Origin of the sequence: Paenibacillus sp. FSL H7-0703, assembly GCF_038003485.1 — a bacterium.
In the GTDB taxonomy this organism is placed as follows: Bacteria; Bacillota; Bacilli; order Paenibacillales; family Paenibacillaceae; genus Paenibacillus; species Paenibacillus polymyxa_B.
Map to the genome: position 1 here is coordinate 5,261,199 of NZ_JBBOPF010000001.1, position 26,891 is coordinate 5,288,089.

25 protein-coding genes and 1 other RNA gene are annotated in these 26,891 nt (G+C 45.8%); 25 read left to right on the forward strand and 1 reads right to left on the reverse strand.

All coding sequences use genetic code 11. The features are described 5' to 3' along the window. The first annotated feature begins 93 nt into the window (after positions 1–93). From MHB46_RS23670 to rnpB, 25 genes are all read left to right on the forward strand, one after another. Positions 94–453, forward strand: coding sequence for a histidine triad nucleotide-binding protein (locus tag MHB46_RS23670; protein WP_025722131.1), 360 nt, complete (start codon positions 94–96; stop codon positions 451–453). A 171-nt stretch (positions 454–624) separates the two neighbouring features. Next, entirely contained in the window at positions 625–798 is a 174-nt protein-coding gene (gene rpsU / locus MHB46_RS23675; RefSeq protein WP_005547957.1) for a 30S ribosomal protein S21, read from the forward strand. 16 nt (positions 799–814) lie between these two features. Next, positions 815–1,258 (forward strand): GatB/YqeY domain-containing protein, encoded by a 444-nt coding sequence (locus MHB46_RS23680; protein ID WP_013311146.1) that lies wholly within the window; start codon positions 815–817, stop codon positions 1,256–1,258. Between the two features lie 280 nt (positions 1,259–1,538). Continuing rightward, positions 1,539–2,906: an NfeD family protein gene (locus tag MHB46_RS23685; protein ID WP_254325251.1), complete on the forward strand. Its 1,368-nt coding sequence runs from the start codon at positions 1,539–1,541 to the stop codon at positions 2,904–2,906. A gap of 43 nt (positions 2,907–2,949) precedes the next feature. Next, the gene (gene floA, locus MHB46_RS23690) at positions 2,950–3,951 is read left to right on the forward strand and encodes a flotillin-like protein FloA (protein ID WP_029517799.1); all 1,002 of its coding nucleotides are present in this window, start codon (positions 2,950–2,952) and stop codon (positions 3,949–3,951) included. A gap of 44 nt (positions 3,952–3,995) precedes the next feature. Next, on the forward strand, positions 3,996–4,574 hold the full coding sequence (locus MHB46_RS23695) for a hypothetical protein (RefSeq protein WP_341163607.1): 579 nt from the start codon (positions 3,996–3,998) through the stop codon (positions 4,572–4,574). 420 nt (positions 4,575–4,994) lie between these two features. Beyond that, complete coding sequence (locus MHB46_RS23700; RefSeq protein WP_341163608.1) at positions 4,995–6,404, forward strand: amino acid permease; 1,410 nt, start codon at positions 4,995–4,997, stop codon at positions 6,402–6,404. 379 nt (positions 6,405–6,783) lie between these two features. Continuing rightward, a complete protein-coding gene (yqfC, locus tag MHB46_RS23705) occupies positions 6,784–7,077 on the forward strand; it encodes a sporulation protein YqfC (RefSeq protein WP_029517796.1) in 294 nt (97 codons plus the stop codon). After that, positions 7,074–8,267, forward strand: a complete 1,194-nt coding sequence (gene yqfD / locus MHB46_RS23710) for a sporulation protein YqfD (RefSeq protein ID WP_103049614.1) — start codon at positions 7,074–7,076, stop codon at positions 8,265–8,267. Before yqfC ends, yqfD begins: the two co-directional genes overlap by 4 nt. A gap of 6 nt (positions 8,268–8,273) precedes the next feature. Continuing rightward, positions 8,274–9,245: a PhoH family protein gene (locus MHB46_RS23715; RefSeq protein ID WP_165178407.1), complete on the forward strand. Its 972-nt coding sequence runs from the start codon at positions 8,274–8,276 to the stop codon at positions 9,243–9,245. A gap of 95 nt (positions 9,246–9,340) precedes the next feature. Then, positions 9,341–11,587: an HD family phosphohydrolase gene (locus MHB46_RS23720; protein WP_165178406.1), complete on the forward strand. Its 2,247-nt coding sequence runs from the start codon at positions 9,341–9,343 to the stop codon at positions 11,585–11,587. A 55-nt stretch (positions 11,588–11,642) separates the two neighbouring features. Next, a complete protein-coding gene (gene ybeY / locus MHB46_RS23725; RefSeq protein ID WP_025722123.1) occupies positions 11,643–12,140 on the forward strand; it encodes an rRNA maturation RNase YbeY in 498 nt (165 codons plus the stop codon). Then, on the forward strand, positions 12,140–12,514 hold the full coding sequence (locus tag MHB46_RS23730; protein ID WP_025722122.1) for a diacylglycerol kinase family protein: 375 nt from the start codon (positions 12,140–12,142) through the stop codon (positions 12,512–12,514). Before ybeY ends, MHB46_RS23730 begins: the two co-directional genes overlap by 1 nt. Before the next feature lie 49 nt (positions 12,515–12,563). Beyond that, positions 12,564–13,466 (forward strand): GTPase Era, encoded by a 903-nt coding sequence (gene era, locus MHB46_RS23735; RefSeq protein ID WP_039272276.1) that lies wholly within the window; start codon positions 12,564–12,566, stop codon positions 13,464–13,466. 518 nt (positions 13,467–13,984) lie between these two features. Next, a complete protein-coding gene (locus MHB46_RS23740) occupies positions 13,985–14,122 on the forward strand; it encodes a YqzL family protein (RefSeq protein WP_013372137.1) in 138 nt (45 codons plus the stop codon). 42 nt (positions 14,123–14,164) lie between these two features. After that, positions 14,165–14,917 (forward strand): DNA repair protein RecO, encoded by a 753-nt coding sequence (gene recO / locus MHB46_RS23745; protein ID WP_013311133.1) that lies wholly within the window; start codon positions 14,165–14,167, stop codon positions 14,915–14,917. 402 nt (positions 14,918–15,319) lie between these two features. Further along, entirely contained in the window at positions 15,320–16,207 is an 888-nt protein-coding gene (gene glyQ / locus MHB46_RS23750) for a glycine--tRNA ligase subunit alpha (protein ID WP_023989480.1), read from the forward strand. Next, complete coding sequence (gene glyS / locus MHB46_RS23755; RefSeq protein WP_341163609.1) at positions 16,200–18,275, forward strand: glycine--tRNA ligase subunit beta; 2,076 nt, start codon at positions 16,200–16,202, stop codon at positions 18,273–18,275. The genes glyQ and glyS overlap by 8 nt, the downstream gene beginning before the upstream one ends. A 121-nt stretch (positions 18,276–18,396) precedes the next feature. Continuing rightward, positions 18,397–18,873, forward strand: a complete 477-nt coding sequence (locus MHB46_RS23760) for a YaiI/YqxD family protein (protein WP_254325260.1) — start codon at positions 18,397–18,399, stop codon at positions 18,871–18,873. Continuing rightward, complete coding sequence (dnaG, locus tag MHB46_RS23765; RefSeq protein WP_341163610.1) at positions 18,866–20,740, forward strand: DNA primase; 1,875 nt, start codon at positions 18,866–18,868, stop codon at positions 20,738–20,740. The genes MHB46_RS23760 and dnaG overlap by 8 nt, the downstream gene beginning before the upstream one ends. A 43-nt stretch (positions 20,741–20,783) precedes the next feature. Further along, on the forward strand, positions 20,784–21,917 hold the full coding sequence (gene rpoD, locus MHB46_RS23770) for an RNA polymerase sigma factor RpoD (RefSeq protein WP_007431230.1): 1,134 nt from the start codon (positions 20,784–20,786) through the stop codon (positions 21,915–21,917). An 87-nt stretch (positions 21,918–22,004) separates the two neighbouring features. Beyond that, complete coding sequence (locus tag MHB46_RS23775) at positions 22,005–22,844, forward strand: hypothetical protein (protein WP_165178403.1); 840 nt, start codon at positions 22,005–22,007, stop codon at positions 22,842–22,844. Beyond that, positions 22,841–23,602, forward strand: coding sequence for a tRNA (adenine(22)-N(1))-methyltransferase (locus MHB46_RS23780; protein WP_341163611.1), 762 nt, complete (start codon positions 22,841–22,843; stop codon positions 23,600–23,602). The genes MHB46_RS23775 and MHB46_RS23780 overlap by 4 nt, the downstream gene beginning before the upstream one ends. Further along, positions 23,578–24,693 (forward strand): Nif3-like dinuclear metal center hexameric protein, encoded by a 1,116-nt coding sequence (locus tag MHB46_RS23785; RefSeq protein ID WP_341163612.1) that lies wholly within the window; start codon positions 23,578–23,580, stop codon positions 24,691–24,693. The genes MHB46_RS23780 and MHB46_RS23785 overlap by 25 nt, the downstream gene beginning before the upstream one ends. A 103-nt stretch (positions 24,694–24,796) precedes the next feature. After that, positions 24,797–25,195, forward strand: an RNA gene (rnpB, locus tag MHB46_RS23790) — RNase P RNA component class A. Between the two features lie 410 nt (positions 25,196–25,605). Here the strand turns inward: rnpB and MHB46_RS23795 are convergent. Beyond that, positions 25,606–26,826 carry an aminotransferase-like domain-containing protein gene (locus MHB46_RS23795; RefSeq protein WP_165178400.1) on the reverse strand — a complete coding sequence of 407 codons (1,221 nt, stop codon included), beginning with the start codon at positions 26,824–26,826 and terminating at the stop codon, positions 25,606–25,608. Positions 26,827–26,891 lie beyond the last annotated feature (65 nt).

A 26,891-nucleotide genomic window follows, 5' to 3' on the forward strand; every position in this document is an offset into this window, starting at 1 on the left:
CAGTGTGGGAAATACATAACTTTGAATGCCGAGAGCAAGGGCTGTTTATGCCTATTTACTTATGATCGGCTCACTGCCAAAGGAGGGTTTTGAATGGACGATCTGTTTTTGAAAATTGTGGATGGAACCATCCCCAGCAAAAAGGTGTTGGAAACCGACAATGTGCTCGCATTTCATGACATCCAGCCTGCGGCGCCAGTACACGTGCTCATTATTCCCAAAAAATATATTCCTTCGATGAACGCTGTGACGGAGGAGGATCTTCCTCTTATCGCGGAGATTCATCGTGTTGCGGTTGAGGTTGCGAAAAAGTTAGGAATCGCTGAGTCTGGCTATCGGTTGATTAACAACTGTGGCCCGGATAGTGGACAAGCGGTGGGGCATCTGCATTATCACTTACTGGGCGGCGCCAAATTGGGTGCCTTGACAGGTATTTCGGACTCACATTCTTAAAAAATGACAGAGCTTGTCTTTTCAGTAATACGGAAGTGAATGGAGAAAAATAGCCCTTTATGTATTCATTTTTTCTTATAGGTTGACACCTGGTTTCCGTTTCACCTATAATAAAATTTGATGAACCGTGTTATTGCTCTTGGACGGTCTGGTCGGAGGGAGGGAAAACTGGTGTCTGAAACTAAAGTTCGCAAAAACGAGACAATTGATGCTGCACTTCGTCGCTTTAAACGTTCCATTGCTAAGGATGGCGTATTGGCTGAGGTGAAGAAACGCAAGCATTATGAAAAGCCAAGCGTAAAGCGCAAGAAAAAGTCCGAGGCTGCTCGTAAGAGAAAGTTCTAGGAGGATCTAAGCAATCATGAATTTGAGCGAACGATTGAACGAAGATATGAAGCAAGCAATGAAGAGTAAGGACAAGTTCAAACTCTCCACCATTCGAATGGTTCGTTCTACGATTAAAAATCTTGAAATAGATTTGAAACGGGATTTGGACGACAACGAAGTGCTTGATATTCTGAGTCGTGAGATCAAACAGCGAAAAGATGCCCTCCATGAATTTGAAAAAGCCGGTCGTGATGAACTTGCGACAAGCACTAAAGCAGAAATAGAGATCATCGCTCAGTACCTTCCCGAACAACTTTCTGAGGAAGAAATTAAAGTTATTGTACAGCAGACCATCCAGGAAACCGGTGCTTCTTCGAAAGCCGAGATGGGGAAAGTAATGACGGCCTTGATGCCTAAGGTAAAAGGCCGCGCTGACGGTAAGCTCGTGAACCAAGCGGTTCAGCAATTTCTGCAATAAACCTGCGACAAACAGGAAAACACAACACCCTCTGTTTACAGAGGGTGTTATTTCTATATATGCGATGCCTACCATAGAATGTAATGATGAGAAGATCCTTATATGTAAGCGTTATCGTTAATTGTGTGAAACGTGATGTCCGTTGGGTGCGTAAAGTATCTGACAGCCGTCAGGATTAGCAATATACCCAATAATTTCACATTAAATCCTGAAAACTGTATAGTTTGTCTAACAAAGTTTGGTATGCTGTAACATAGAAAGATCGAAAGGGGGGAGAGAAATGCATAGAGAACATCACCACTCCAGTCGCAAATTGATCTTTTTAACGTTGTGGATTATGGTATCCGTTTTGCTGTTACCCTTAGTTCATTCCGAATCAGCGGCGGCCCAAACTAAAGGTGGAGCTGTGTTTGTTATACCAGTTGATCAGGAAATTGAGCAAGGTCTGGGCAAATTTATGGAACGTGGATTTGCAGAAGCAGCAGATTTCAAAGCAGGTCTGATTTTACTGGATATTAACACTCCCGGTGGACGGGTAGATACAGCGGAGAAGCTGGGCAAACTGATTAAAGACAGTCCAATTCCGACCGTAGCCTATATAAGGGGCGAAGCGGCCTCAGCGGGTAGCTATATTGCGTTGAGCGCAAACAAAATTGTTATGAAACCGGGGAGTATTATCGGAGCAGCAGCGTTAGTAGACGGCAGGGGGCAGGCTATCACAGATCCAAAAACGATAGCCTGGTGGAAGAGTAGCATGGCATCTGCCGCAGAAGCTGGCGGACGTAATCCGGATATTGCCAGAGGTATGGTCGACTCTAAAACGACCATATCTATTCCAGAGATGAACTTTAATAAGGAAAATGGTCAGATCATTTCTTTAACCAGTGAGGAAGCGCTGAAGTTGGGTTATGCGGATCACATCGCGTCTTCCGAACAAGAAGTTATCCAGTGGATGGGTTATAGCACGGATGATGTAATTCATGTGGAGCGAACATGGGCTGAAAAAGCAGCCGAGATATTGACCAACCCAATTGTGCAGACGTTGCTTTTATTTATCGGCATCGCGGGTGTCGTTATTGAGCTGCTCGTACCTGGTTTTGGGGTACCGGGAATTTTGGGCATACTCGGATTTGGGTTGTATTTTTTCGGCAATTATATCGCTGGTTTTGCAGGTTCGGAGACGTGGTTGTTGTTTATTATCGGTCTGGCTCTGCTTATCCTTGAAATGTTCATCCCAAGCTTTGGTATTTTGGGCATTTTGGGTTCAGTCAGTCTTGTCGCCGGAGTTGTTCGCGCAGCATACAACATGCAGCACGCGTTTATATCTTTGGGCATTGCCTTTGCAGCTGCGGTTGCCGTGGTGGCGATCATCGCGGTTGTATTCAAGGACCGAGGGATATGGAACCGTTTTATACTTAAAGAAAGTTTAACGGCTGACCAAGGTTTTTCTTCAGTTGTGAACCGGGAAATGCTATTAGGTCAAAGGGGTGTCAGTCTGACACCACTTCGTCCAGCCGGAACGGTGCTGATCGCTGATGAGCGAGTCGATGTTGTAACGAACGGCGAGTTTATTGCTACAGATATGCCGATTATAGTATCCAAAGTAGAAGGTGGGCGAATTGTGGTCAAGGCAGACACTAGCGTCTAAACAAGTAAACAACAAAGAATTAGATTAATGGAGGATGATGCGAGTGTTCGAATCGGGTATTGTCAGCGTTTTGCTGATTGCCGTTGTAGTGATTATTGTATTGAGCGTATTTTTCAGTTTCTTCCCGGTGATGCTGTGGATTTCAGCATTGGCTTCGGGTGTGCGCATTGGTATCATTACGCTGGTAGCTATGCGGTTACGGCGCGTCACGCCAAGCCGAATTGTCAATCCGCTCATTAAGGCAACCAAGGCGGGTCTGGGCTTGAACATCAACCAGCTGGAAAGCCATTTTCTCGCAGGAGGGAATGTAGACCGAGTGATCAATGCGTTGATTGCTGCGCAGCGAGCTAACATTCCGCTTGAGTTTGAACGTGCGGCAGCGATTGACCTTGCGGGACGGGATGTTCTGCAAGCGGTCCAAATGAGCGTTAATCCGCGTGTTATTGAGACACCTATTGTGGCTGCGGTCGCCAAGGATGGTATCGAAGTAAAGGTTAAAGCTCGTGTTACGGTGCGTGCCAACATTGATCGACTTGTTGGGGGTGCCGGAGAAGAAACGATTATTGCACGGGTCGGTGAAGGTATTGTTACAACCGTAGGTTCCAGTAACTCGCATAAGGACGTATTGGAGAATCCAGATTCAATTTCAAGAACTGTATTGTCCAAAGGTTTGGATGCCGGGACAGCATTTGAAATCTTGTCCATTGATATTGCGGACGTTGATGTAGGTAAAAATATCGGTGCTTTTCTGCAAACAGAGCAGGCGGAAGCCGACAAACGTATTGCGCAGGCAAAAGCGGAAGAGCGGCGTGCGATGGCTGTAGCGCAGGAGCAGGAAATGAAGGCACGTGTTGTAGAAATGAGAGCGCGCGTGGTGGAATCCGAATCCGAAGTGCCGCTGGCAATGGCTGAAGCGCTGCGTGGCGGGAAGCTTGGTGTCATGGACTATATGAATTTGAAAAATATTGAGGCGGATACGCAAATGCGTGGCTCCTTAGGCAAACCGAATGAGAACTCCGGGAATGACAACAAGAACCGGGATTAATAACGGGACATAGCCGATGAATTACGGCAGCTAGGTGGTGAGTAATGAACTTTATCAGCTGGATCTTTGAACATTTGTATATCCTGATCGTGATTGGCTTTGCTTTGGTGTCCTTCTTGGGGAAAAGCATCCAAGGTACAGGGCGGAAATCACCACCGCGAAAAGGTATGCCTACCTTTGGGGGTGATCATGGTTCTCGCGGGCCCTCGACGTCATCCAGACCCTTCACAACGGAACATGGGCAAGAGCAGCGTCAGCAGGATGTTGCTGGTGAGTTGCAACGTCAATTTCCTAATGAACGACGGGCGGTTATGGAAGCTCGTCGGATAGAAGAAGTGGGCGATCTGTCAGAAACGGAAGAACGGATGGACCGGGATTCATTAGATAACGGTTCGACTCTAGAGGATCGGATCCGTGCTATGGAAGAAGAACGCAGAATGGTTTTAGCCCGTCTCGATCGTATATCCAACGCGAGGGAGTCAGGGGAAATTACAGATGCGCCAGAGATAGCTTCGCAAGACCGTAATAGGGTGGATACGGCTGATCTGCGCAAAGGTGTGATTTGGTCAGAAATATTAGGTCCTCCGCGTTCCAAGCGCTACATGGGTGGAGGAAGACGTTAAAATGATAGTGGATCCGTCACGGCTTTGGCTGTGGCGGATCTTTTTTTGTGATGTTTTGGGAATACATAAGCATGCTCAGAATAAAAAGTGAATTACCGACAAATGCTCTAATTACCTGACAACGAATGTGATAATCCCTTGTGTGCTCTAGCTTTCTCACATTTGTTGTCATCTAAAATGGTGGCATTTTGTCTAATTTAGCGTCTCATTTATGAAAATATATTCGTGAAAAATGATCAAATGTAACAATATGAATGAGGCTTTCCGAAAGCAGTTTTCATTTTTTCTTTTTTATATATAATGTTCTCAATGATAGATACTTATGAAATTAACTCCATATTTAGCTAAAATTTGATTTAAATTGAGGTGATAAAACGAGGTTATAAAAATGAAAAATTAATTTTTAGGAGGATGGAATGGATGGGGAATAGCTTGTTCAGAAAGAAGAGCATTGATCAATTGATTGCTGCTACGCGGGGGGAAAAAGCACTCAAAAGGGAACTGGGTGCGTTTGATTTAACGATGCTTGGAATTGGAGCCATTATTGGAACAGGGATTTTTGTGTTGACAGGTACGGGAGCAGTTACAGCTGGTCCAGGCTTGGTTCTTTCTTTTGTGATTGCGGGACTCGCCTGTTTATTCGCAGCATTGGCTTATGCGGAGTTTGCATCCACCGTTCCAGTATCCGGTTCTGTTTACACTTTTACATATGCAACGATGGGGGAACTATTGGCCTTTATTATTGGATGGGATTTGATTTTGGAATACATGCTGGCAGCCAGCGCCGTTTCCGCAGGTTGGTCGGGTTACTTTGTATCATTTTTGAATGGAATTGGCCTTCACATTCCGCTTGAATTCACTGCTGCACCTGGGGCTTTAAAAGACCAAACGACTTATTTTAATCTCCCAGCTTTTTTAATTTTGATGGGTATCACGTTCTTACTTTATTTTGGGATAAAAGAATCAAAACGGATAAACAACATCATGGTAATCGTAAAAATTGTTGTTATTTTATTGTTTATCATCGTTGCTTTTAAATATGTGAAGCCAGATAACTGGACACCGTTTATACCGTTTGGGTTCAGTGGGGTGTTTGGAGCCGCAGCTCTTGTGTTTTTTGCTTTTATTGGTTTTGATGCTGTTTCATCAGCGGCTGAAGAAACCAAAAATCCCGCTCGTGATTTACCGCGAGGCATTATTTTCTCACTTGTTGTTTGTACATTTTTGTATGTCGTTGTTAGCGCGATTATGACTGGTATAGTACCGTTTATGCAATTTGAAGGTATCTCTCACCCTGTGTCATTGGTATTGCAGGTTGCAGGTCAGAATTGGGTTGCAGGTATTATAGATATAGGAGCTATCTTAGGAATGACAACGGTCATGCTGGTTATGCTCTATGGTCAAACTCGCATTATGTTTGCTATGTCACGTGACGGCTTAGTCCCCAAAGTATTATCCAAGGTTCATTCCAAATATAAAACGCCCTACATTAGCACGTTGTTTTTCGGTACTTTATCTGCATTAATGGGTGGGCTGATCCCGCTAGATGAGTTAGCTAGTTTGGTGAACATTGGAACCCTGTCAGCATTTATTCTGATTTCGATCGCCGTCATCGTTATGAGAAAAACACAACCTGATTTGCCAAGGGCCTTCCGATGTCCTGGAGTTCCGTATATTCCAATCCTGGCTATCGTTTCATGTGGGGTGCTCATTCTTAATTTGAATGGTCAGACATTTATTCGCTTTATTATTTGGCTTGTCATTGGTATGGCTATTTACTTCTTATACTCTAGAAAAAACTCTCTTTTGAATCTAGATACCGAGAAATAACCGTGTCATATAATGAAAATCAAAAAAGCCAACCTTGTTTTCGATATGAAAACGAGGTTGGCTTTTTTGGTTGTGAATTTTGAAAGAACCCATCTTTTGCCTCTGCAATATAGTAGCAGCTACGAATTGTAAGTTTAGCCTCATAAATGCGGGGACTGGATCATAAAATGTACAGAACAGATATCTGTGGCGCTGGTGTAATGGTGTTCACTGATAATAAGAATATATGATGAAAAGCCAGCAGCGTAGCTGCCATGAAACATCTATGGGTCCGAATGGCAATAACAGAAGATGAAAAAATAGCAGCGTGCTGTCATCAAAACAACTATGAGCCGTTGGATAACAGATGTTTTGATGACGGGAAAGGAGATTTCGCCGTATGAGCAGGATGAGCCGCAAACTGCGAAAGTGGGCCAGCGAGACGCTGGAACTTCCGCAGGACATTCTATTTGACTTGCCGCGGTTAACCCTCATCGGCAGCCGCCAGCTTTATGTGGAGAATCACCGGGGCGTGGTGGATTTTACGCCGGATCAGCTCGTACTTGCACTTGCGCAAGGCAGGCTGAGGGTGTCCGGCCATGATCTAGTCATTACGTCTATTCTGCCAGAGCAGGTAAGTGTGGAGGGACATATAACGGATATCCAAATGGAAGGAACGGAGGAAGGCTCGTGAAACATCCTGCTTTAGCAAAGCTGCATGGCACGGTTACCCTTGCTGTCAAGGGCGAAAGTGTGGAAGCTTTTATTAATTTACTCACCGATCAACATATACCTGTTTGGAACGTGCGGCCGATGGGTACTAGACATGCAGAAATGAACCTTCTGCTGCCGCACGTCTTCCTCCTACGCCCGCTTTTGAGAAGGACAGGCTGTAAAATGCATGTTCTGAAGCGGCAAGGGCTTCCCTTTACTGTTATACGACTTGCCAAACGTAAATTTTTTCTGGCTGGATTGGCTTTGTTCTGGATAGGTCTCCTGCTGATGTCTTCGCTTATCTGGGACATTGAAGTGAAGGGGAATGATAAGCTCTCAACGGAATCCGTTCTCAAAGCCGCCCGACAGGAGGGGTTGTATCCGTTTCAATGGAGCTTTCGTCTTTCCAGTCAAGACAAGCTTTCCCGTGCGCTCATGCAGAAGCTTCCAGAGGCATCCTGGATCGGTGTGGAAAAGCAGGGTACTTTGGTAACGATTCAGGTTGTTGAAGCTTCACAGCCTACCCCTGCGCCGCTCTACAGCCCACGTCATATCATCAGTAAGGCAGACGCGGTAGTCACTGAAATTTTTGCCGAGCAGGGTCGTCCTGTCGTGCATAAAAATACGCGTGTCAAAAAAGGAGCCATTCTCATCTCGGGAACGCTTGGAGATGAGGAGAATCAGCAGCAGGTCGTAGCCAAAGGAGAGGTTAAGGGTCTTGTATGGCATGAATACGAAATTAGCAGTCCCACGGTGCAACGCAGCAGCACGTATACAGGTACAAGTCACGACCGCTTGTATCTGGTGTTAGGCAACCGTGCGATACAATTGTGGGGATATGGGAAAATACCTTATTCTACACATAAAACAACTGTTGAACATGATCCGCTAACATGGCGTTCCTACAAACTTCCAATGGGTTGGATGACCGAAAGTGTGAGGGAGACAAAGATACAAGAGCAGAAGCTTACGGAAGCCGAAGCGAAAATGTCAGGAATAGAAGGCGCGCGAGCTGATATTTTAGCTAAATACGGCAAAGGAACGAAAATAATGAGCCAAAAAATTTTGCATGAGAAGAGAGAGAATGGTAAAGTTTATATGAAAGTGCTTTTTGAAGTGGAGCAGGATATTGCGGAAGAACTTCCGTTAGTTCATAACCAAGGAGAATGAGGCTATTTGGCAGAACAACAACGCAGCATACAAATTGCATTGAACAATGCGGGAGAAGGACAGGCGTTATTTGGCCCGCAGGATTCCTTTTTAAAATTAATCGAAGCCGCTATTCCAGCAAAAATAGCATCTCGTGAGGCAGAAGTTAATGTTTTTGGTAATGCAAACGAGGTGGAAGTGCTCGAACAATTGTTCGATGTATTACTCCAGTTAATTCGCAATGGGTATATACTGACCGAAAGGGATGTCCATTATGCGATTGAATTGGCCAAAGATTTGCGCGCTGATCAGCTGCTCGATTTGTTCAAGGGTGAAATTACGACGACGTTTCGGGGTAAACCGATTCGCGTCAAAACGATTGGACAAAAGCACTATGTAACCACGATTAAGAAACGCGATATTGTATTTGGAATTGGCCCGGCGGGTACTGGTAAAACCTATCTGGCTGTAGTGCTGGCCGTAGCTGCCCTGAAGGAAGGTTCAGTCAAGCGCATTGTACTGACTCGCCCTGCGGTGGAAGCAGGTGAAAATTTAGGTTTTTTACCAGGGGATTTACAGGAAAAGGTTGATCCGTATTTACGTCCATTGTATGATGCCCTATACGATGTGATGGGCCCAGAGCAGACAGCAAAGGCACTGGAGCGCGGGTTAATAGAAATTGCACCTTTGGCTTATATGCGGGGACGTACGCTGGATGATTCATTTATTATTTTGGACGAAGCGCAAAACACCACACCCGAGCAAATGAAAATGTTTTTGACTCGACTTGGCTTCGGCTCCAAAATGGTTATTACCGGCGATGTCACGCAAATTGATTTGCCTCGTGGCAAAAAATCCGGTCTGATTGAAGCGAATGCGATTTTACAAGGGATTGAGGAAATAGGCTTTGTCCAGTTTGCAGAAGAGGATGTTGTCCGTCATTCCCTCGTTCAAAAAATCATTGTTGCTTATGACCGTGTTGCCGAAAATCATGGATAGCCATTCAATCACGAGTATGGTGTGTACGATCAGAAAAAGTATAAAATGAGCAGTGTAGCTGCCTTGAAAAAGATGATGGAGAGGGATTGTTTTAGATGACCTCGAAGGAATTATCTAAAGGGAAAACGTTCCAGCATAGAATAAATGGATGGAAGTATAGCGTGGCGACACGCTATCTTCTGTTTTTATTTTTGGTGGTTCTTTTTTATGTAGGCTTTGCGTCCAAGCTGCTTCCCGAGCGTTATGATATTCGGGTAAATCAACCGAGTGAAAAGGAAATTGTCGCCCCGATGCAGCTTCCTAACAGTAAGGCGACTTTGAAGGCTCAAGAGGAATCAGCTGAACGTGTGCAGCCCATGTATACCATTGTGCCCGTTCGCAACGATAACCTGATTACTGGTATTTTGGATCGAATTGAACGGCTCAATCAGGATGATCAGGTTTCCAGAGCAGATAAGATTTCGATTTATAAGGATGAGATTCCGCAACGTGCACGGGAATTTGTGCAAAATTTTGTGAATAACAGCCGTAATGCGGATGCCTACCCAGATAAGCTGCTGGATGAAGTGCTGGAAAAAACGAAAGAGCAAACGTACCGAATTCCAGAGGAGACATTCATTAAAATTCCGCGCCTTACATCTGAGGATATTGCTGAAATGCGGCCTGTTGCCCGTGAGATTGTGACAGGGTTGATGAATGATCAAATTACGGATGCTCAGACAGCCCGAGCAAAAGTAGCTGAGCGGGTTAGTACAAGCTCGCTTACTAAGCGTACTTCACGGGAGGTTGTTCAGGAACTTGCAAGGCTTGTGATTACCGCCAACAAGTTTTATGATGATACAGCTACGAAGGACGCCAAGGTACAGGCTCGTGAAGATACACCGACAGTTTACATTAAACAGGGTGAAGTACTCGTCAAGAAGGGTGAGATTATTACCCAGGAAATCTATACACTGCTTGATGAAAATGAATTGCTCAAGGATAAAATCAATTATTGGCCACAATTTGGGCTGCTGATGTTGTCTATGATGCTGGCATTGGGCCTGTTTATGTATATTCGTCAATTCCAATCACGAACACGAAACTTCAAGTATAATAATGCGCAGTTGCTCATGCTAGTATTAATCTTTGTGATAACAGTTGGAGCAATGATGTTAATTTCTATACTGCAGAACAGTGAACGTTCCTATCTCGGCTATCTGGCGCCTATCGCGCTTGGAGCTATGCTCGTAACGCTGTTGCTTGATATGTCGTTGGCTTTTGTATGTGCCGTTATATTCAGTATATTGGCAAGTGTTATTTTGAATGTCCGTCAGGGACAAATTTTTGACTTTAATTTTGGTTTTTTTGCTATTGTGGTCTGTCTGGCAGCGATTTTCTCTACCCATCGAGCCAGCCAGCGTTCAACACTGTTCAAAGGGGCGATTATGGTATGCCTGTTCGGTGCCCTGTCTGTTTTTTCTCTGGCACTGATTGACCAAGGGAATTGGACTCAAACGACGACGCTCTATGGGGTAGCTTTTGCTTTTGCAGGCGGTCTGATAACAGCAATACTTGTTATTGGGCTAATGCCATTTTTTGAGTCTACTTTTGGTATCTTGTCGGCACTGAAGCTTGTTGAGCTGTCGAATCCCAACCATCCATTGCTCCGCAAGCTGCTTACGGAGACACCGGGAACGTATCATCATAGTGTAATGGTGGGTAATCTGTCAGAGGCCGCAGCGGAGGCTATAGGAGCAAACGGCTTGTTGTGCCGGGTTGGTTCGTATTATCATGATATTGGTAAAACCAAGAGGCCTTCGTACTTCATTGAAAATCAAAATGGGTTGGAAAATCCACATGATTCAATAGAGCCCAAGCTTAGCAAATCCATCATTATCGCCCATGCTCGTGACGGCGTGGAAATGCAATTGGATTACAAGCTACCCAAGCCAATTCGCGATATTGCCGAGCAGCACCACGGAACGACATTCTTACACTATTTTTATCACAAGGCGTTGCGTGAGGCTGAAGAGCGGGGGGTGGAGCCTGACTTCACGGAGGATGATTTCCGTTATCCGGGACCGAAGGCTCAGTCTAAAGAGTCTGCTGTAGTGGGAATTGCTGATAGTGTGGAGGCAGCAGTTCGTTCCTTACGGAAGCCGACGGTGGAACAGATTGAATCCATGATTGAGAAAATTATTAAGAGCCGTCTTGATGATCACCAATTTAACGACTGCGAGCTGACCATGCGGGAGCTTGATATCGTGGCTCAAACCCTCAAGGAAACAGTAATGGGGATTTTCCATTCCCGTATTGAGTATCCAGAGGAAAGGCCCAAGTCTGAAAACGGAAAAGCTTAATATAACTTGTGCATGAAGCACGGGTAGAGCACTAGAATTAAAAGGAGCGGTTGGCATGGGCCTTCAATTAGCTTGGAATAATGAACAAAACGATATGGTAATTAACGAATCTTTAATTACGCTGCTGAACACCTTATTAGAGGAGGCAGGCAGAGTGGAAGGAGTCACAGACGGTGAGGTAGCCCTTACCTTCGTTAATGATGAGCAAATTCATGAGTTGAACAGGGACTATCGGGGAATTGATCGTCCCACCGATGTGTTGTCTTTTGCTATGAAGGAGACACTGGATGAAGAGCTTGAAATTATTTACGAACCGAATGAAGAAAATTCATTGAATGATGTACCGGATGTTCTGGGGGATATTATAATCTCTGTACAGACAGCGCAAGCTCAGAGCGAAGAATACGGACATTCCATTGAGCGTGAAATCGGTTTTTTGTTTGTTCACGGCTTTCTGCATCTGTTAGGCTATGATCATCAGGATGATGTGAGTGAAGCTGAAATGATGGGCAAACAGGAAGCTGTACTGGCTCAAGCGGGGTTGACAAGGTAATGAGACGTCAGCCTTGGAGAATGACCTTTCGCTATGCGGCAGAAGGCGTGATGTATGCTCTGCGTACGCAAGTAAATATGCGGATACATGTGGCCGTGGCGCTCCTTGTCATTGTAGCAGGCTTAACTCTGCACATCTCCCGGCTCGACTGGTTATTCGTCTGCGTGGCTATCGCTATAGTCATTGTAGCCGAACTGTTCAACACCGCTGTTGAAGCAGCGGTGGATCTCATCTCACCTGATATTCATCCGCTGGCCAAAGCGGCTAAAGACACCGCCGCCGGAGCCGTGCTCCTGGCAGCGGTTTTTGCTGTAATTATTGGTATATTTGTGTTTTATAGGCCTATGTTGACGTTAATTAGTTCGCTGTTTTAATGGAAAAACCAAAATAAAATAGGTGCTTAATCGCGCTGGAGGAAATGAAATGGCTAAGAAACACTTTAAATCAGGCTTTGTCGCAATTGTTGGCAGACCCAATGTCGGAAAATCAACACTGATGAACCACGTCATTGGGCAGAAGATCGCCATTATGTCAGACAAGCCACAAACTACACGCAACAAAATTCACGGCGTATTTACTACAGAGGACACGCAAATTGTATTTTTGGATACACCCGGGATTCATAAGCGCCAGTCAAAATTAGGCGACTACATGAATCAGACTGCTTTTAATACGTTGGGTGAAGTAGAAGCGGTACTTTTTCTTATTGACGCTGCTGAAGGTCTAGGCGGTGGCGACCGTTTTATTGCGGAACAGCTTAAACAAGTAAAAACGCCAGTTATCTTGGTGCTGAATAAAATTGATCGCATTGAGCCGGAAGCGTTGTTACCCCTGATTGAGCAGTATCGCAAGTTGTACGACTTTGCTGAAATCGTACCGATCTCGGCCAAAATGGGCAACAATGTAAACACCCTGCTGGAGCAGGTGCAAAAATACTTACCAGAAGGTCCGCAATATTATCCGGATGATCAAATTACCGATCATCCAGAACAGTTTGTTATTGCCGAGCTGGTTCGGGAAAAAATTCTGCATATGACACGTGAGGAAGTACCCCATTCTATTGCCGTTATGATTGAAGACATGAAAGTGCAGGATAATGGGGTAGTGCATATTATGGCTGTTATTTTTGTAGAGCGTGACTCCCAGAAGGGGATCATTATCGGCAAACAGGGAGCCATGCTCAAAGAGGTGGGCAAACAGGCCCGCCAGGATATCCAAAACCTGCTAGGCTCCAAGATTTTCCTGGAACTTTGGGTTAAGGTCAAAAAAGACTGGCGCAACCAGGACCGCGTCCTTCGTGACCTTGGCTTCCATCGCGACGCTTAAAAACAGAATTCGATTCTACGTTACTTTAGTTCAAGGGTTTATTGAGGCTAAAAAAATTGATATTAAATAAATATGTATAGTTGTTGTAAGCATCATAAAAAAGCCGTCCCGATCTCTATGACTGAGATAAGTAACAGTCTACTGGTCATTCAAAGCGCCGCGCATATGCGGCGCTTAACTCTTGCCCTTTTTCACCCTTTTCTTCCAGTGATGAAATAACGAACGTTTTAAAAAAAGGTTATCTGTATGCACGTTGTAGCGGAGCGAAGGATTTGAATCTGAAGAAGCGATAGCGTTCGCCTTTACCCCCGAATTTAACCCTTTGTATGTTTGTACATTCAAATAAATTCGGGGGTAACAGCGATCGTAAGATCAAATCATTTGCGAAGCGGTATTCCAATCTACATACAGCAGCCTTTTTTAACGCAATCCATTTATTTCATCGCATACTTCTCCCCTCTTCGCATCATCCTATTTTTGAGATGCAAACGTCATTTCCGAAGAAAGGATGAATACAATTGCGAGATTTTTCGTGGAAGTATTTTGCGATGACTGGAGATGTCGGTGCGTATCTGTTATATCGGGAGAGCGCCGTGACAAGGGAGCAAGACACGGATGAGGGAGAGTCGGACGAGCATGAAGAAGCCCGTGAATAGTACAAGCCACTGGCTTCTTCGCGAATGTTTGGGGGAAGAGGCATGCTTTACAGGGTGGAAGGAATCGTCATCCGCAGTATGGATTACGGTGAGGGGAACAAAATTATTACGCTTTGCACCGAAAGCGGAGGCAAAGCAGGCGTGCTGGTCAGAGGTGCAAAAAAGTCCAAAAGCCGTCACGCTGCTTTAACGCAGCCGTTTACGTACGGTGAATTCGTTTTTTTTCGAAACACAGGCTTAGGCACGTTGAATGCCGGTGAAATCATCCAATCCCACCATACATTACGCGAGGATATAACTAAGGCTGCTTACGCTTCTTATGCTTGTGAATTACTCGATCGGGTGTTACAGGATGAGGAAACAGGTGCGTTCTGGTTTAAGCAGCTAAAGGCATGTTTGGAGGCGCTGGAGAGTGGCAAAGATCCGCTGATCGTCATGAGTATTTATGAATTTAAAATATTGCAGGCGGCCGGATATGCTCCTCAGCTTGATGCATGTATTTCAAGTGGTCAACAATGTGCTGATGAAGATATGTTTGTCAGTCCGAGGCTAGGCGGAGTTTTGTGTCGGAGCTACAAGCATTTTGATCCAGCTGCATTGAGCGTGACTCCACGTACATTGAAGTTGCTGCGCTTGTTCGCCAGAATGGATTTGAATCGGCTCGGCAACATTGACGTGAAGGACTCCACTAAGTTGGAGATCAAACATGTCATGCGTCAGTTCATGGATATGCAGTTGGAGGTCAAGCTGAAATCCCGCAATTTCTTGGATCAGCTCGACAAGTACGATATGTGAAACGCCCTATTCTCTTGACTGTATTGCTGAAAACGTGTAATATCCTACTATATATCTCCTTCGGGAGCAGATGCATTGAACGAGAAAGTAGCGGGATGTATTCTCTGTAATTAGCGAGTTGGGGACGGTGTAAGCCCAGCGGGAATTCTTCGTGAACAAGGCACTCGGGAGCATCTGAATGGACACGGAAAAGAGGATTACGATCTGATTGGTGTGTAGGATCGCAATCAAGTAGGGTGGAACCGCGGGAGTCAGCTCTCGTCCCTACGTCTGTACAGGCGTAGAGGCGGGGGCTTTTTGCTGTCTCTAGCAAGGCTTTTGGGATAAAACAGCCCTGTACATACGAGCTTAATGAGAAGAAATCACCAACATTTGAGGGAAGTAGAAAGGGAGCGTGTACCAATGAATTTTCAGCAGATGATTTTAACGCTGCAACAATTTTGGGCAGAACACAACTGTATTATTGTACAGCCGTATGACACGGAAAAAGGGGCAGGCACGATGAACCCAATGACGTATTTACGTTCGATCGGACCTGAGCCTTGGAATGTAGCTTATGTTGAGCCTTCTCGTCGTCCGTCAGACGGACGTTATGGTGAGAACCCGAATCGCCTGTATCAGCATCATCAGTTCCAAGTAGTTTTGAAGCCTTCACCGGATAACATTCAGGAATTGTATTTGGAGAGTTTGAGCCGTTTGGGCATTAACCCTCTGGAGCATGATATTCGTTTCGTTGAAGACAACTGGGAAGCACCGACGTTGGGAGCGTGGGGCTTAGGTTGGGAAGTATGGTTGGACGGTATGGAAATTACCCAATTCACCTATTTCCAGCAAGTGGGCGGTATTGATGCCAGTCCGGTTGCCGTAGAAATCACGTATGGTATGGAACGTCTTGCTTCCTACATCCAGGACAAGGAGAATGTGTTCGATTTGGAGTGGGTCAATGGAATCACGTACGGTGATGTTTTCCACCAGCCTGAATTTGAGCATTCCAAGTATACGTTCGAAGTATCTGACGTCAAAATGCTCTTTACTCTTTTTAATATGTATGAAGAAGAGGCAAATAAAGCGATGGCGCAGCATCTTGTATTTCCAGCCTATGATTATGTGCTGAAATGTTCTCATGCGTTCAACTTGCTGGACGCTCGCGGAGCGATCAGTGTGACGGAACGGACTGGGTTTATTATACGAGTACGTAATTTGGCGCGTCAGGTGGCTGCGACCTATCTGGAGGAGCGCGAGAAGCTGGGCTTCCCGCTGTTGAAGAAAGGAGGTGCGGCAAATGTCTAAGGATTTATTGTTTGAGATCGGGTTGGAAGAAGTCCCTGCACGTTTTATCCCCAATGCGATTCAGCAGTTGAAGCAGCGTATGACGGCGTGGCTTGACAGCTCACGTATTGCTTACGGTGCTGTAGAGGCTTATGCTACACCTCGCCGTTTGGCGGTACTTGTCAAGGAAGTAGCGGAGAAGCAAGAAGATATTAACGAAGAAGTTAAAGGTCCTTCCCGCAAAATCGCACTCGACGAAGCTGGTAACTGGAGCAAGGCTGCACTAGGCTTTGCTCGCAGCCAAGGTGTTGATCCTGAACAGTTCACATTCAAGGAGCTTGGAGGCGTGGAATATATTTACGCCACTAAGAGCAGCATAGGTGTACCAACAGCGGATGTACTATCCGAAGGTTTATTGCACATTTTACATGCCATGACATTCCCTAAATTCATGCGTTGGGCAAGTTATGACTTTAAATTTGTTCGTCCGATCCGCTGGTTGATTGCCTTGTTTGGTAACGATATTGTTAATTTGGAGATTGCCGGCGTGCAGTCAGGAAATGTGACAAGAGGGCATCGTTTCCTGGGACAGGATGCCGTTGTAGCAAGTCCAGCTGACTATGTTGAAGTACTTCGCAAGCAGCATGTCATTGTGGACATTGAGGAACGTCAAACGCTTATTGTAAAGCAAATTGAAGCGCTGGCTGCCGAAAAAGATTGGACGATTGCGGTCAAGGATGATCTGCTGGAAGAAGTGCTGTATTTGGTGGAAACCCCAACAGTACTGTTCGGAGGTTTTGATCCTGCGTTCCTGAATATTCCGAAGGATGTACTCATTACTTCCATGCGTGAACATCAACGCTATTTCCCAGTGCTGGATCGCACAGGAGAGCTGCTGCCATACTTTGTTACGGTACGTAACGGAGGAAGTCAATCGCTGGAAGTCATTGCTAAAGGGAATGAAAAAGTATTGCGTGCGCGGCTGTCTGATGCCAAATTCTTTTATGAAGAAGATCAGAAGCTGGAAATTAAAGATGCACTCTCGAAACTGGAAAGTATCGTTTTCCACGAAGAGCTGGGAACGGTTGGAGACAAAGTGCGCCGGATTCGCCGTATTGCTGATGCTCTGGCAGAGAAACTTCACGTTTCCTCAGATACACAGGAATCGGTTAGTCGAGCAGCAGATATTTGTAAATTTGACCTAGTAACACAAATGGTATATGAGTTCCCTGAACTGCAAGGTGTGATGGGTGAGGATTATGCTCGTAAGGCTGGAGAGAAGGAAGAAGTGGCGAGAGCGGTGTTTGAGCATTACCAACCGCGTTATGCAGGAGAAACAGTTCCTTCAACGAATGCTGGAGCGATTGTAAGTATCGCAGACAAGATAGATACCATTACAGGCTGCTTCTCCATCGGTATTATTCCAACAGGTTCACAGGACCCTTACGCGCTTCGTCGTCAGGCAGCAGGTATTGTGCAGATCTTGTTGGATCGTAAGCTTTCGGCTACGTTGTCTGATGTGTTCAATATCGCGCTTGATGTGCACGGGAACCTTGGAAATATGAAACGTTCCGCGGATGAAATACGTAAAGAATTACATGAGTTTTTCGGATTGCGCGTGAAGAAGCTATTGTCTGAGACACTTCGCTATGACGTTGTGGATGCTGTGCTTGCAGCTGGATATGACGACGTCACTTCCGTTGTTAACCGCGGAACTGCATTAATGACTGCCGTACAAACAGGTGAGGTATTCAAAGCAACAGTTGAATCCTTTAATCGTGTAGGCAATCTGGCTGCTAAAGCAGTGCATAAGTTAGTTAATACGAGTGAGTTTACGGAGCAAGGCGAAAAAACGCTTTACGAAGCATGGTCTAGCGCTTATGAATCTTATAGCGTAGCTTTACAGGAAGGTGATGCGACACGAGCGTTAGCGCTTGCTTCATCCATTACCCCTGCGGTGACGGCATTCTTTGATTCCGTTATGGTTATGGCTGAGGATGATGCTGTTCGTAATAATCGTTTGGCATTGCTGGCTGCTATTGACTCAGAACTGAAGCGTTTTGCCGATTTTTCCAAGCTTGTAGTTTAAACGTCAGTTGTGGTAGTATGAACAACTTGAAAAAATGGGTATAAATATACGGAACGGTGTAAGAGTAATCTTGCAGCCGTTCCGTATTTTACTCGAATGCGGATGGAGATGGGGGATGCTCATGGAGGGAACAGGAACTTTACTGGATGTGCGGATCGTTGTTGACGGGGACGCTTGTCCTGTTAAAAGTGAAATTGCGGAGATAGCTTCCCGTTTTCATATTGAGGTTATTATGGTATCTTCATATGATCATCTCATTCAGGGCAGCGAAGGCGTAAGCGTCGTTAAAGTAGACCGAAGCGACCAAAGTGCCGATCTCTATATTGCCAATCATATCCGCCGCGGAGATATTGTAACCACCAATGATTATGGTCTTGCTGCACTTGCCTTGGCAAAAGGTTGTGAAGTGATGTCTTTTCGCGGAGCTATGTATCGAAACGATTCGATAGATTTCATGCTTGACCGACGTCATACTTCTGCCAAAGAACGGAAAAAAGGACGTTATGGAAAAGGTCCTAAACCGTTTACATTAGAGGATCGTGAAGTTTTTCAACATAAACTGACAAAACTTTTACTTCGCTTGCAGGAGAATGAGTAACGGTATCGAATTATATTTACGTGCTAAAGAGATGAAGGTGGTTAATATGAGTGCCGGACAAGGTAACATACCGGACGATATCATTGAGTCGGTTTTACAACATCATGATATTGTAGATACGGTAAGCAAGTACGTGCATTTGACCAAGCAGGGGAAATATATGAAAGGCCTCTGCCCTTTTCATTCCGAAAAAACCCCTTCATTCACCGTGACACCGGATCGTCAGATTTTTTACTGCTACGGCTGCGGCGCGGGAGGCAATGCCATCAAATTTATGATGGAAATCGAAGGACTATCCTTTCCCGAAGCTGTCAGGACAATGGCAGAAGAAAGTCATATCCCGCTCGGCGAATGGCAGGGACGTGATTCATCGCATCAGCATCCTGAGTTGGACAGGCTGTTGCAAGCGTATGAGTTAACTTCTAAGATGTACCATTTTTTGCTTAAAAATACGGAGCACGGCAAACCAGCCATGGAATACTTGCGCTCACGGGGATTCAGTGACAAGATCATTGATCAATTTCAAATTGGCTATGCACCCAACCGATGGGATACGATTGTTCAGTTTCTGGAGAAGCGTTCTTTTGATCCCGTGGAGATGGAAAAGGGAGGGCTTATTTCTCCCCGGCATGAGGGTGATGGATATGTGGATCGATTCAGAGATCGTATCATGTTTCCCATTTGGAATCGCAACGGAAAAGTTATTGCCTTTGCAGGCCGTATACTTGGTGAGGGACAGCCGAAGTATTTGAATTCACCGGAGACCAAGCTATTCAACAAGAGCCGAACGCTGTACAATCTCCATCAAGCTAAAACCTCAATTCGCAAGCTACGCCAAAGTGTTCTTTTTGAAGGCTATGGTGATGTTATCTCGGCGTGGGAAGCTGGCGTACAAAATGGGGTGGCCGCCATGGGCACTGCTCTAACGGAGCACCATGCTACGATGTTAAAAGGACTGTGCGACGAGGTTATTATTTGTTATGATGGTGACCGGGCAGGACAAGCTGCTGCGCTTAAAAATTTTCCGCTGTTGGAAAATGCGGGGCTTCACGTGAAAGTAGCGCTGGTCAGTGACGGTATGGACCCGGATGATTTTATCCGGCAATACGGCGGCGAACGATTCCAGCGCCAAATTATCGAAAGTGCTGTTTCAACGGTGAAATTTAAGCTTATATATCTGAAAAAAAACCATATACTGCAAGAGGAAGAAGGAAGAATCGCGTATTCCCGCGAAGCATTAAATGTCATTGCACCTCTGTCATCCCCGACCGAGCGGGAAGTGTATCTGCGCGAAGTATCAGCCGAAGTTAAGGTGGATTTTGAAACCTTGAAGCAAGAATGCAATTTACTCCGTCAATCCCTGCAAAAAAAACAGAACTTTGGGGATAATAACGAAAATGGGTGGAATAATGGTAGGCATAAAAAAGGGCAGGTCTCCACACCTAATCTGTTGCCGGCTTACCATGTGGCTGAGCGCAGGCTGCTTCACTGGATGATGCAGGATTTAGAAGCTGCAGAGTATGTAGAAAAGCATCTGGGCGACGCCTTTAATATTGAGGATCATGCAGCAATTGCTGCTTATCTATATGCCTATTACGCGCAAGGGAAGTTACCAGATACAAGCCGTTTTATTTCATCTTTGCAAGACGACCGGCTGGAGAAGAACGTAAGTTCGATCATGATGATGGATGCTCCAGGCGTATGGGCACCGCACATTTTGGATGATTATATTCATCAGGTGCGAAAATTTCCATTGCAGGAGCAACTGGATTTGAAAAGGGAAGAAATGAGAGCCGCTGAGCGCTTGGGTGACTTTTTGCGCGCAGCACAAATTGCAAGTGAGATTATAGCCCTAGAGAGACAATGAACACACAGAGGTCGGATGTTTCTAGGGAGGAGGGAGTCGAAAGATGGCGAATGATCAGCATACTGAACTGGAGACGGAACTAACACTGGATCAGGTCAAAGATCAACTGATTGAGTTGGGTAAAAAAAGTTCTTCTCTGAACTACAAAGATATCATGGAAAAACTGTCGCCGTTTGATCAGGACCCCGAGCAAATGGATGAGTTTTATGAGCAACTGGGTGACTTGGGGATTGAAGTTGTGAATGACAACGACGAAGAAGTTACCAGATTGCGTCAAAATGACGACCCGGAAAACAATGATGGGGATGATTTTAATTTCGATGACGATCTGAGCCTGCCTCCCGGTATTAAAATTAATGACCCGGTCCGGATGTACTTGAAGGAAATCGGTCGTGTACCGTTGCTTTCTGCTGATGATGAGGTGGAGCTTGCCAAACGGATCAATAACGGCGATGAAGAAGCTAAGCGTCGGTTGGCAGAAGCGAACTTGCGTCTGGTTGTAAGTATTGCCAAACGTTATGTTGGTCGCGGAATGCTTTTCCTGGATCTGATTCAGGAAGGTAATATGGGTTTGATTAAGGCAGTAGAAAAATTTGATTACGAAAAAGGCTTTAAATTCAGTACGTATGCAACCTGGTGGATTCGTCAGGCCATTACGCGCGCAATAGCCGATCAGGCGAGAACAATCCGTATTCCGGTGCATATGGTGGAAACGATCAACAAGCTGATTCGCGTATCGCGTCAACTGTTGCAAGAGTTGGGGCGCGAACCTACGCCGGAGGAAGTGGCTGCCGAGATGGAGCTGAGCGTGGAAAAAGTACGGGAAATTATGAAAATTGCCCAAGAACCTGTTTCATTGGAAACACCAATTGGTGAAGAGGATGACTCACATCTGGGGGATTTCATTGAGGATCAAGAAGCATTGGCGCCTGCAGATGCGGCTGCCTATGAACTTCTGAAGGAACAGCTCGAGGATGTACTGGATACGTTAACCGAACGGGAAGAGAATGTTTTGCGTCTCCGCTTTGGTTTGGACGACGGAAGAACCAGAACCCTTGAAGAAGTGGGTAAAGTGTTCGGTGTTACACGTGAACGTATTCGTCAGATTGAGGCCAAAGCGCTGCGTAAGTTGCGCCATCCAAGCCGCAGTAAGCGACTGAAGGATTTCCTCGAATAGAAGCGTAACATTGCGGACCTTCTGCGGCTTGAAGCGCGCAGGGGGTCTTTTTTTATCTCATGGCAGCCTTGGTGGAGGGGAAGAAGCTTGGACCAGGAGAAAAAACGGGCAATACTGTTACATGAAATTGAGCATTGGCGGCGAAGTCGGCTGCTCCCTGAGCAATATTGCGATTTTTTGTCTAACCTGTATCGGGAGGACGAAGAGCCGTCGCAGAGCCAGAACCGTAATAACACCGGGCTGCTTACATATCTTAGACACGGGCATGGGATCGCTTGGCTTCTTGGTTTTGTCATTATTTCCTGCATTTGTTTGATCGGTTTTTATTTTACCGCTTTTCCGTTGGCAATGCAAATATTCTCGGCAAGTGCAGTTACTACGATTTGCTATGGAGTGGCCGCATTTTGGCGGTCTTCCGAAAAGAGTATGAGTGCGATGTTGAGCACTTTAGGCAGTGCGATTATGCTGGGTTCGGGTGTGTGGATCATTCAGCTCCATCAAGGTGAAGCTAAGGTTTGGTTTCTTTTTCTCGTAGGCCTATGCGGTGTAGTATGGTGTCTTGTAGGGTTAACTTTGCGGATCAGCTTACTTCATTACTGTGGTCTTGCTGGGCTGCTTTTAGTGTACGCGGTCTTTATAGGCCGCTACTGGCCTACAGCAACTTTAGTGATGCTTGAGGCATTTTGGATTTTGCACGCAGTATTGTTGATCTGGTTAAGCTGGTGGGTGCATCGCCGCTTTCCGCGTCTCGCTTTGGTTTATTTCGCTATAGGCATGACACTAGCATTCATGGCTGAAGCAGACATGATTATCCTGCGCCATCAAGCAGCGGGAGATGTGGTGTTTTACAGCATACTGAAGTTGGCATTTGTTGTAGGGATTTTATTTTGGACTCGAAAAAAATGGATTACGTGGGTGACGTCATGAAACTTTCTCAACGATTACAATATATTATGGAACAAATTCCTGCCGGGAGCAGACTTGCGGATATTGGCTCGGATCATGGGCTACTCCCTGTGGCTGCAGTGCGTAGTGGCAGAGTACCGCAAGCCGTGGCGGGTGAAGTCAACGATGGGCCGTTGCGTGCGGCTCAAAAGCAGGTGGCCGAAGCAGGTCTTACTAATCGCATTGCGGTTAGAAAGGGAGATGGCTTGGCTGTAATTAAGGCCAATGAGGTTGATGTTATTACAATAGCCGGCATGGGTGGTGCCTTGATCGCTTCCATTCTAGAGCAAGGGAAAGACAAGCTTGTTTCAGTAAAACAACTTGTTCTACAGCCTAACGTAGGCGAGGATATTTTACGCCGATGGCTCATCGAACATCAATGGGTACTAACAAGTGAACATATTATGGAAGAAGATGGAAAAATATATGAGATTCTGACGGCAGTACCTGATTCGGTAAGCCCACTGAAACAGGATGAGCTGTATCAACCATGGAAACTTCCCGATAGTTCGCTGGTACTGACACAGGATTTGTTAATGCAACTCGGGCCGCTATTGGTTAAAGCACCGAATGAAATCTTTTTTTATAAATGGAAATTGGAGATTCGCAAGCTTCAGGATGTGCTGGCACAAGTGGCACGGTCAGATCAGGAATCCGCACAGCATAAGCGGGAACAATTGCGCAAGCAAATTGAACAGCTAGAGGAGGTACTTGCATGTTTGCCAAAGGACAGACAGTAATTAGCTACATGGAGCAGCTGGCTCCAAAATACTTGGCAGTTCCAGACGATAGAATCGGGCTTCAGCTGGGTAGTCTGCAAAAGGAAATCAAAAGCATATTAGTAGCCCTGGATGTTAATGATGAGGTTGTCGAAGAGGCAATCCGCATAAAAGCAGACCTCATTATTGCGCATCATGCGATTATATTCCGCCCACTTAAAGCTTTGAACACGGATCAGCCTGCGGGCAGATTGTATGAAAAGCTGATCAAGAATGATATTGCTGTCTACATCAGTCATACGAATCTGGATACGGCTGAGGACGGCATGAATGACTGGATGGCGGAAGCACTGGGTATTCAAAGTGAAGGTACGTTGGAGGATGTTCACACCGAGCAATTGTTCAAGCTTGTTGTTTTCGTACCTAAAACACATCATCAACGGGTACTGGATGCCGTACTGGGGGCGGGAGCTGGACATATTGGCAACTACAGCCATTGCAGCTTTAACATTGACGGCTACGGAACTTTTGTGCCGGGTGAAGGCACACAGCCGTTTTTGGGTGAGCCGGGTAAAATGGAACGTAGTGAAGAGGTTCGTATTGAGACCATTGTACCGCAGGGTGTACGCAATAAAGTTGTTCAAGCGATGCTGAAGGCTCATCCTTATGAAGAGGTGGCTTATGACCTGTACCATATGGATTTGCAAGGCCGTAGCTTTGGTTTGGGGCGGGTCGGCAAGCTTAAGGAAGCCTGTACGTTACGGGAGTTTGTCGATGTTGTGAAAAACGGTCTCAACGTCGAGCATGTACGTGTGGTGGGCGACTTAGATCGTACGATCAAAAAGGCAGCCGTGCTTGGGGGCTCTGGCAGCCGTTATGTGAACAAGTCGCTTTTTAAGGGGGCTGATGTATTAGTCACGGGGGATATTGATTATCACACGGCTCAGGATGCCCTTATGGCGGGGATTGCTATTATTGACCCTGGACATAACGCTGAAAAGATTATGAAGCCTAAAACTGCAGAGTGGATGCGTAAATGCTTGGCAGAAGGTCGATACTCAACGGAAGTACATGTATCTCAGGTGGAAACTGAACCTTTTCAATTTCTGTAAAACCTCAACGTCTATGAGAAAATAAAGGTGCTTTCTACTTTTTACAATATTTTCAGGGTTGTAACGTGCGCGCGTTCCCTGTATACTATGTAATGTTGTTCGGAAAGTTTGACAGACAATCGCTGGCGGCGTAAGCCGCGAGAGGAAAGTCCGGGCTCCATAGGGCAGGATGCTGGATAACGTCCAGTCAGCGCGAGTTGAAGGATAGTGCCACAGAAATGGACCGCCGATGGCCGCTTGCGGCACAGGCAAGGATGGAACCGAGGTGTAAGAGACCCCGAGGAACGCTGGTGACTTCGTTCCTGGTAAACCCCATCTGGAGCAAGACCTAATGGGACACAGCTTCTTCGCGAAGCAGCCTTAGCCCGAGGCGTGTCTAGGTTGGTCGCTGGAGCTGAATAGCAATGTTCGGCCTAGATAGATGATTGTCGCTTGTAGTGGGAGGGTAGTTCCCGTCTGTACCACGAATAGCACAGAACCCGGCTTACGGAAAACTTTCCCCACTGCAACACCTTAAAATGTATGAATTTAACTTTTGTAAATGACCTGTTTGCATGAAAGCCTTTAATCCAAATGTATTTATTGAATTAAAAAGGGTGTGTCATATTCCTGTGGGAATCATGACACACCCTTTTTAACATACCGTATTTGCGCAGAAATAGTGCATTTTTAGGATGAAGCCCCCAAGCATAATTACTGGAGGCTTTCATTTTAATTTTTACTCCCTCTACCGTAAAAACGTGCGAGGAAGAGGCACGTAGTCAGCGTAGCAACGCATTTGAATCTGTAGAAGCGAGGCGTGCGGCTTTTGTCCCAGATTCCACCACTATTCAAAATCCAAACGAATCAGGGATAACAGCGATCGTAAAAACAACGTGAAGCGGGCCTCACGTACGTGTTCTGCCAACCCCATCAGCGTACGCTTTTTACCACACTTTCCTCTGTGTACATCTTCAGTGCTCGATCCAATCGGTCAACTGCTTTTGGAAGCAGGGAAGGATCGGTATGCGTGAAGTTGATTCGCATATGGTTGCTGCCGCTCAGGTCAGCATAGAAGACTTGTCCAGGCACAAATGCGACTCCTTCCTGAATTGCGAGTTGCAGCAACCGGTCAGAACGGAAGCCCTCAGGTAGGGTAACCCACATAAACATACCGCCAAGTGCATCATTCCATGTGATTCCTTCCCATTGGCGTTCTTTCATCAGCGATGTGAGACGCAGCATACGAGTGTGGTACTCGGCGGACACGGTACGAATATGTCCGTCCAAGTCAAAAAAGTCCAGTAACTCATTCAAAGCACGTTGATCAATACTGCTGGAGTGCAGATCGGCAGATTGTTTGGCATTCGCGACTTTAACGACGATAGCTTGATCGGCTACCAACCATCCAGAGCGAACACCTGGAGCGACAGTTTTAGAGAATGTAGAAGTGTACATTACATGACTGTCTCCACCTAACTGTTGATCAATTGAGAAAAGGGATGGAAAGTTAAGGTTTTCGTCAAATTTAAGACGTCCGTAAGGATCATCTTCAAAAATCAAAGTGCCGTATTTACGGCATAGTTCAACAACGCCTGTTCTGCGTTCCATACTCCAAACACTTCCTGCCGGGTTGGAGAAGGTGGGGATGACATACACGAATTTAGGCTGATGTTTTTTGATCTTGGCTTCAAGATCTTCTAATTGCATACCGTTAGAGTCTGTATCTACACTGACAATGTTGGCACCATAGGAATTAAATACCTGAAGAGCCGCCAAATAAGTAGGGGACTCCACCAATACAGTATCCTGCGGATCGAGCAACACACGCGAAACCAGATCAATAGTCTGCTGTGAGCCCGTCGTCATAATGATATTATCTCTGGTGACGGAGATGCCTTGGGATGACATGATTGCTGCAAGACGTTCCCGTAGAGGAATGTAGCCCTCGGTTAGGCCGTATTGAAGAGCGGTAGTACCGCCGAGGCGAAATACCCGCTCATAGGCTTTAGCAACAGCTTCGATGGGGAAAAAGGCATCGGCAGGAAGGCCGCCTGCCAGAGATAACACATCTGTTCCCTGTGTCAGCTTTAAAATGTCCCTTACCATGGACGAGCCCTGAGTACGAGCCATACCCGAAAATTTGTGTTCCAATCCAATCATCTCCTGTGTTCTATACTGTACTATGAAATTTGTTGTATTATATCGATAATGAAGTA

What these genes read in the sequence shown, in the direction of transcription:
- MHB46_RS23670 (WP_025722131.1), top strand. Translation starts at nt 94, where the DNA reads ATGGACGATCTGTTTTTGAAAATTGTGGATGGAACCATCCCCAGCAAA.
- MHB46_RS23680 (WP_013311146.1), top strand. Translation starts at nt 815, where the DNA reads ATGAATTTGAGCGAACGATTGAACGAAGATATGAAGCAAGCAATGAAG.
- MHB46_RS23685 (WP_254325251.1), top strand. Translation starts at nt 1,539, where the DNA reads ATGCATAGAGAACATCACCACTCCAGTCGCAAATTGATCTTTTTAACG.
- MHB46_RS23695 (WP_341163607.1), top strand. Translation starts at nt 3,996, where the DNA reads ATGAACTTTATCAGCTGGATCTTTGAACATTTGTATATCCTGATCGTG.
- MHB46_RS23700 (WP_341163608.1), top strand. Translation starts at nt 4,995, where the DNA reads ATGGGGAATAGCTTGTTCAGAAAGAAGAGCATTGATCAATTGATTGCT.
- yqfC (WP_029517796.1), top strand. Translation starts at nt 6,784, where the DNA reads ATGAGCAGGATGAGCCGCAAACTGCGAAAGTGGGCCAGCGAGACGCTG.
- MHB46_RS23720 (WP_165178406.1), top strand. Translation starts at nt 9,341, where the DNA reads ATGACCTCGAAGGAATTATCTAAAGGGAAAACGTTCCAGCATAGAATA.
- ybeY (WP_025722123.1), top strand. Translation starts at nt 11,643, where the DNA reads ATGGGCCTTCAATTAGCTTGGAATAATGAACAAAACGATATGGTAATT.
- MHB46_RS23730 (WP_025722122.1), top strand. Translation starts at nt 12,140, where the DNA reads ATGAGACGTCAGCCTTGGAGAATGACCTTTCGCTATGCGGCAGAAGGC.
- era (WP_039272276.1), top strand. Translation starts at nt 12,564, where the DNA reads ATGGCTAAGAAACACTTTAAATCAGGCTTTGTCGCAATTGTTGGCAGA.
- recO (WP_013311133.1), top strand. Translation starts at nt 14,165, where the DNA reads ATGCTTTACAGGGTGGAAGGAATCGTCATCCGCAGTATGGATTACGGT.
- glyQ (WP_023989480.1), top strand. Translation starts at nt 15,320, where the DNA reads ATGAATTTTCAGCAGATGATTTTAACGCTGCAACAATTTTGGGCAGAA.
- glyS (WP_341163609.1), top strand. Translation starts at nt 16,200, where the DNA reads ATGTCTAAGGATTTATTGTTTGAGATCGGGTTGGAAGAAGTCCCTGCA.
- MHB46_RS23760 (WP_254325260.1), top strand. Translation starts at nt 18,397, where the DNA reads ATGGAGGGAACAGGAACTTTACTGGATGTGCGGATCGTTGTTGACGGG.
- dnaG (WP_341163610.1), top strand. Translation starts at nt 18,866, where the DNA reads ATGAGTAACGGTATCGAATTATATTTACGTGCTAAAGAGATGAAGGTG.
- rpoD (WP_007431230.1), top strand. Translation starts at nt 20,784, where the DNA reads ATGGCGAATGATCAGCATACTGAACTGGAGACGGAACTAACACTGGAT.
- MHB46_RS23780 (WP_341163611.1), top strand. Translation starts at nt 22,841, where the DNA reads ATGAAACTTTCTCAACGATTACAATATATTATGGAACAAATTCCTGCC.
- MHB46_RS23785 (WP_341163612.1), top strand. Translation starts at nt 23,578, where the DNA reads ATGTTTGCCAAAGGACAGACAGTAATTAGCTACATGGAGCAGCTGGCT.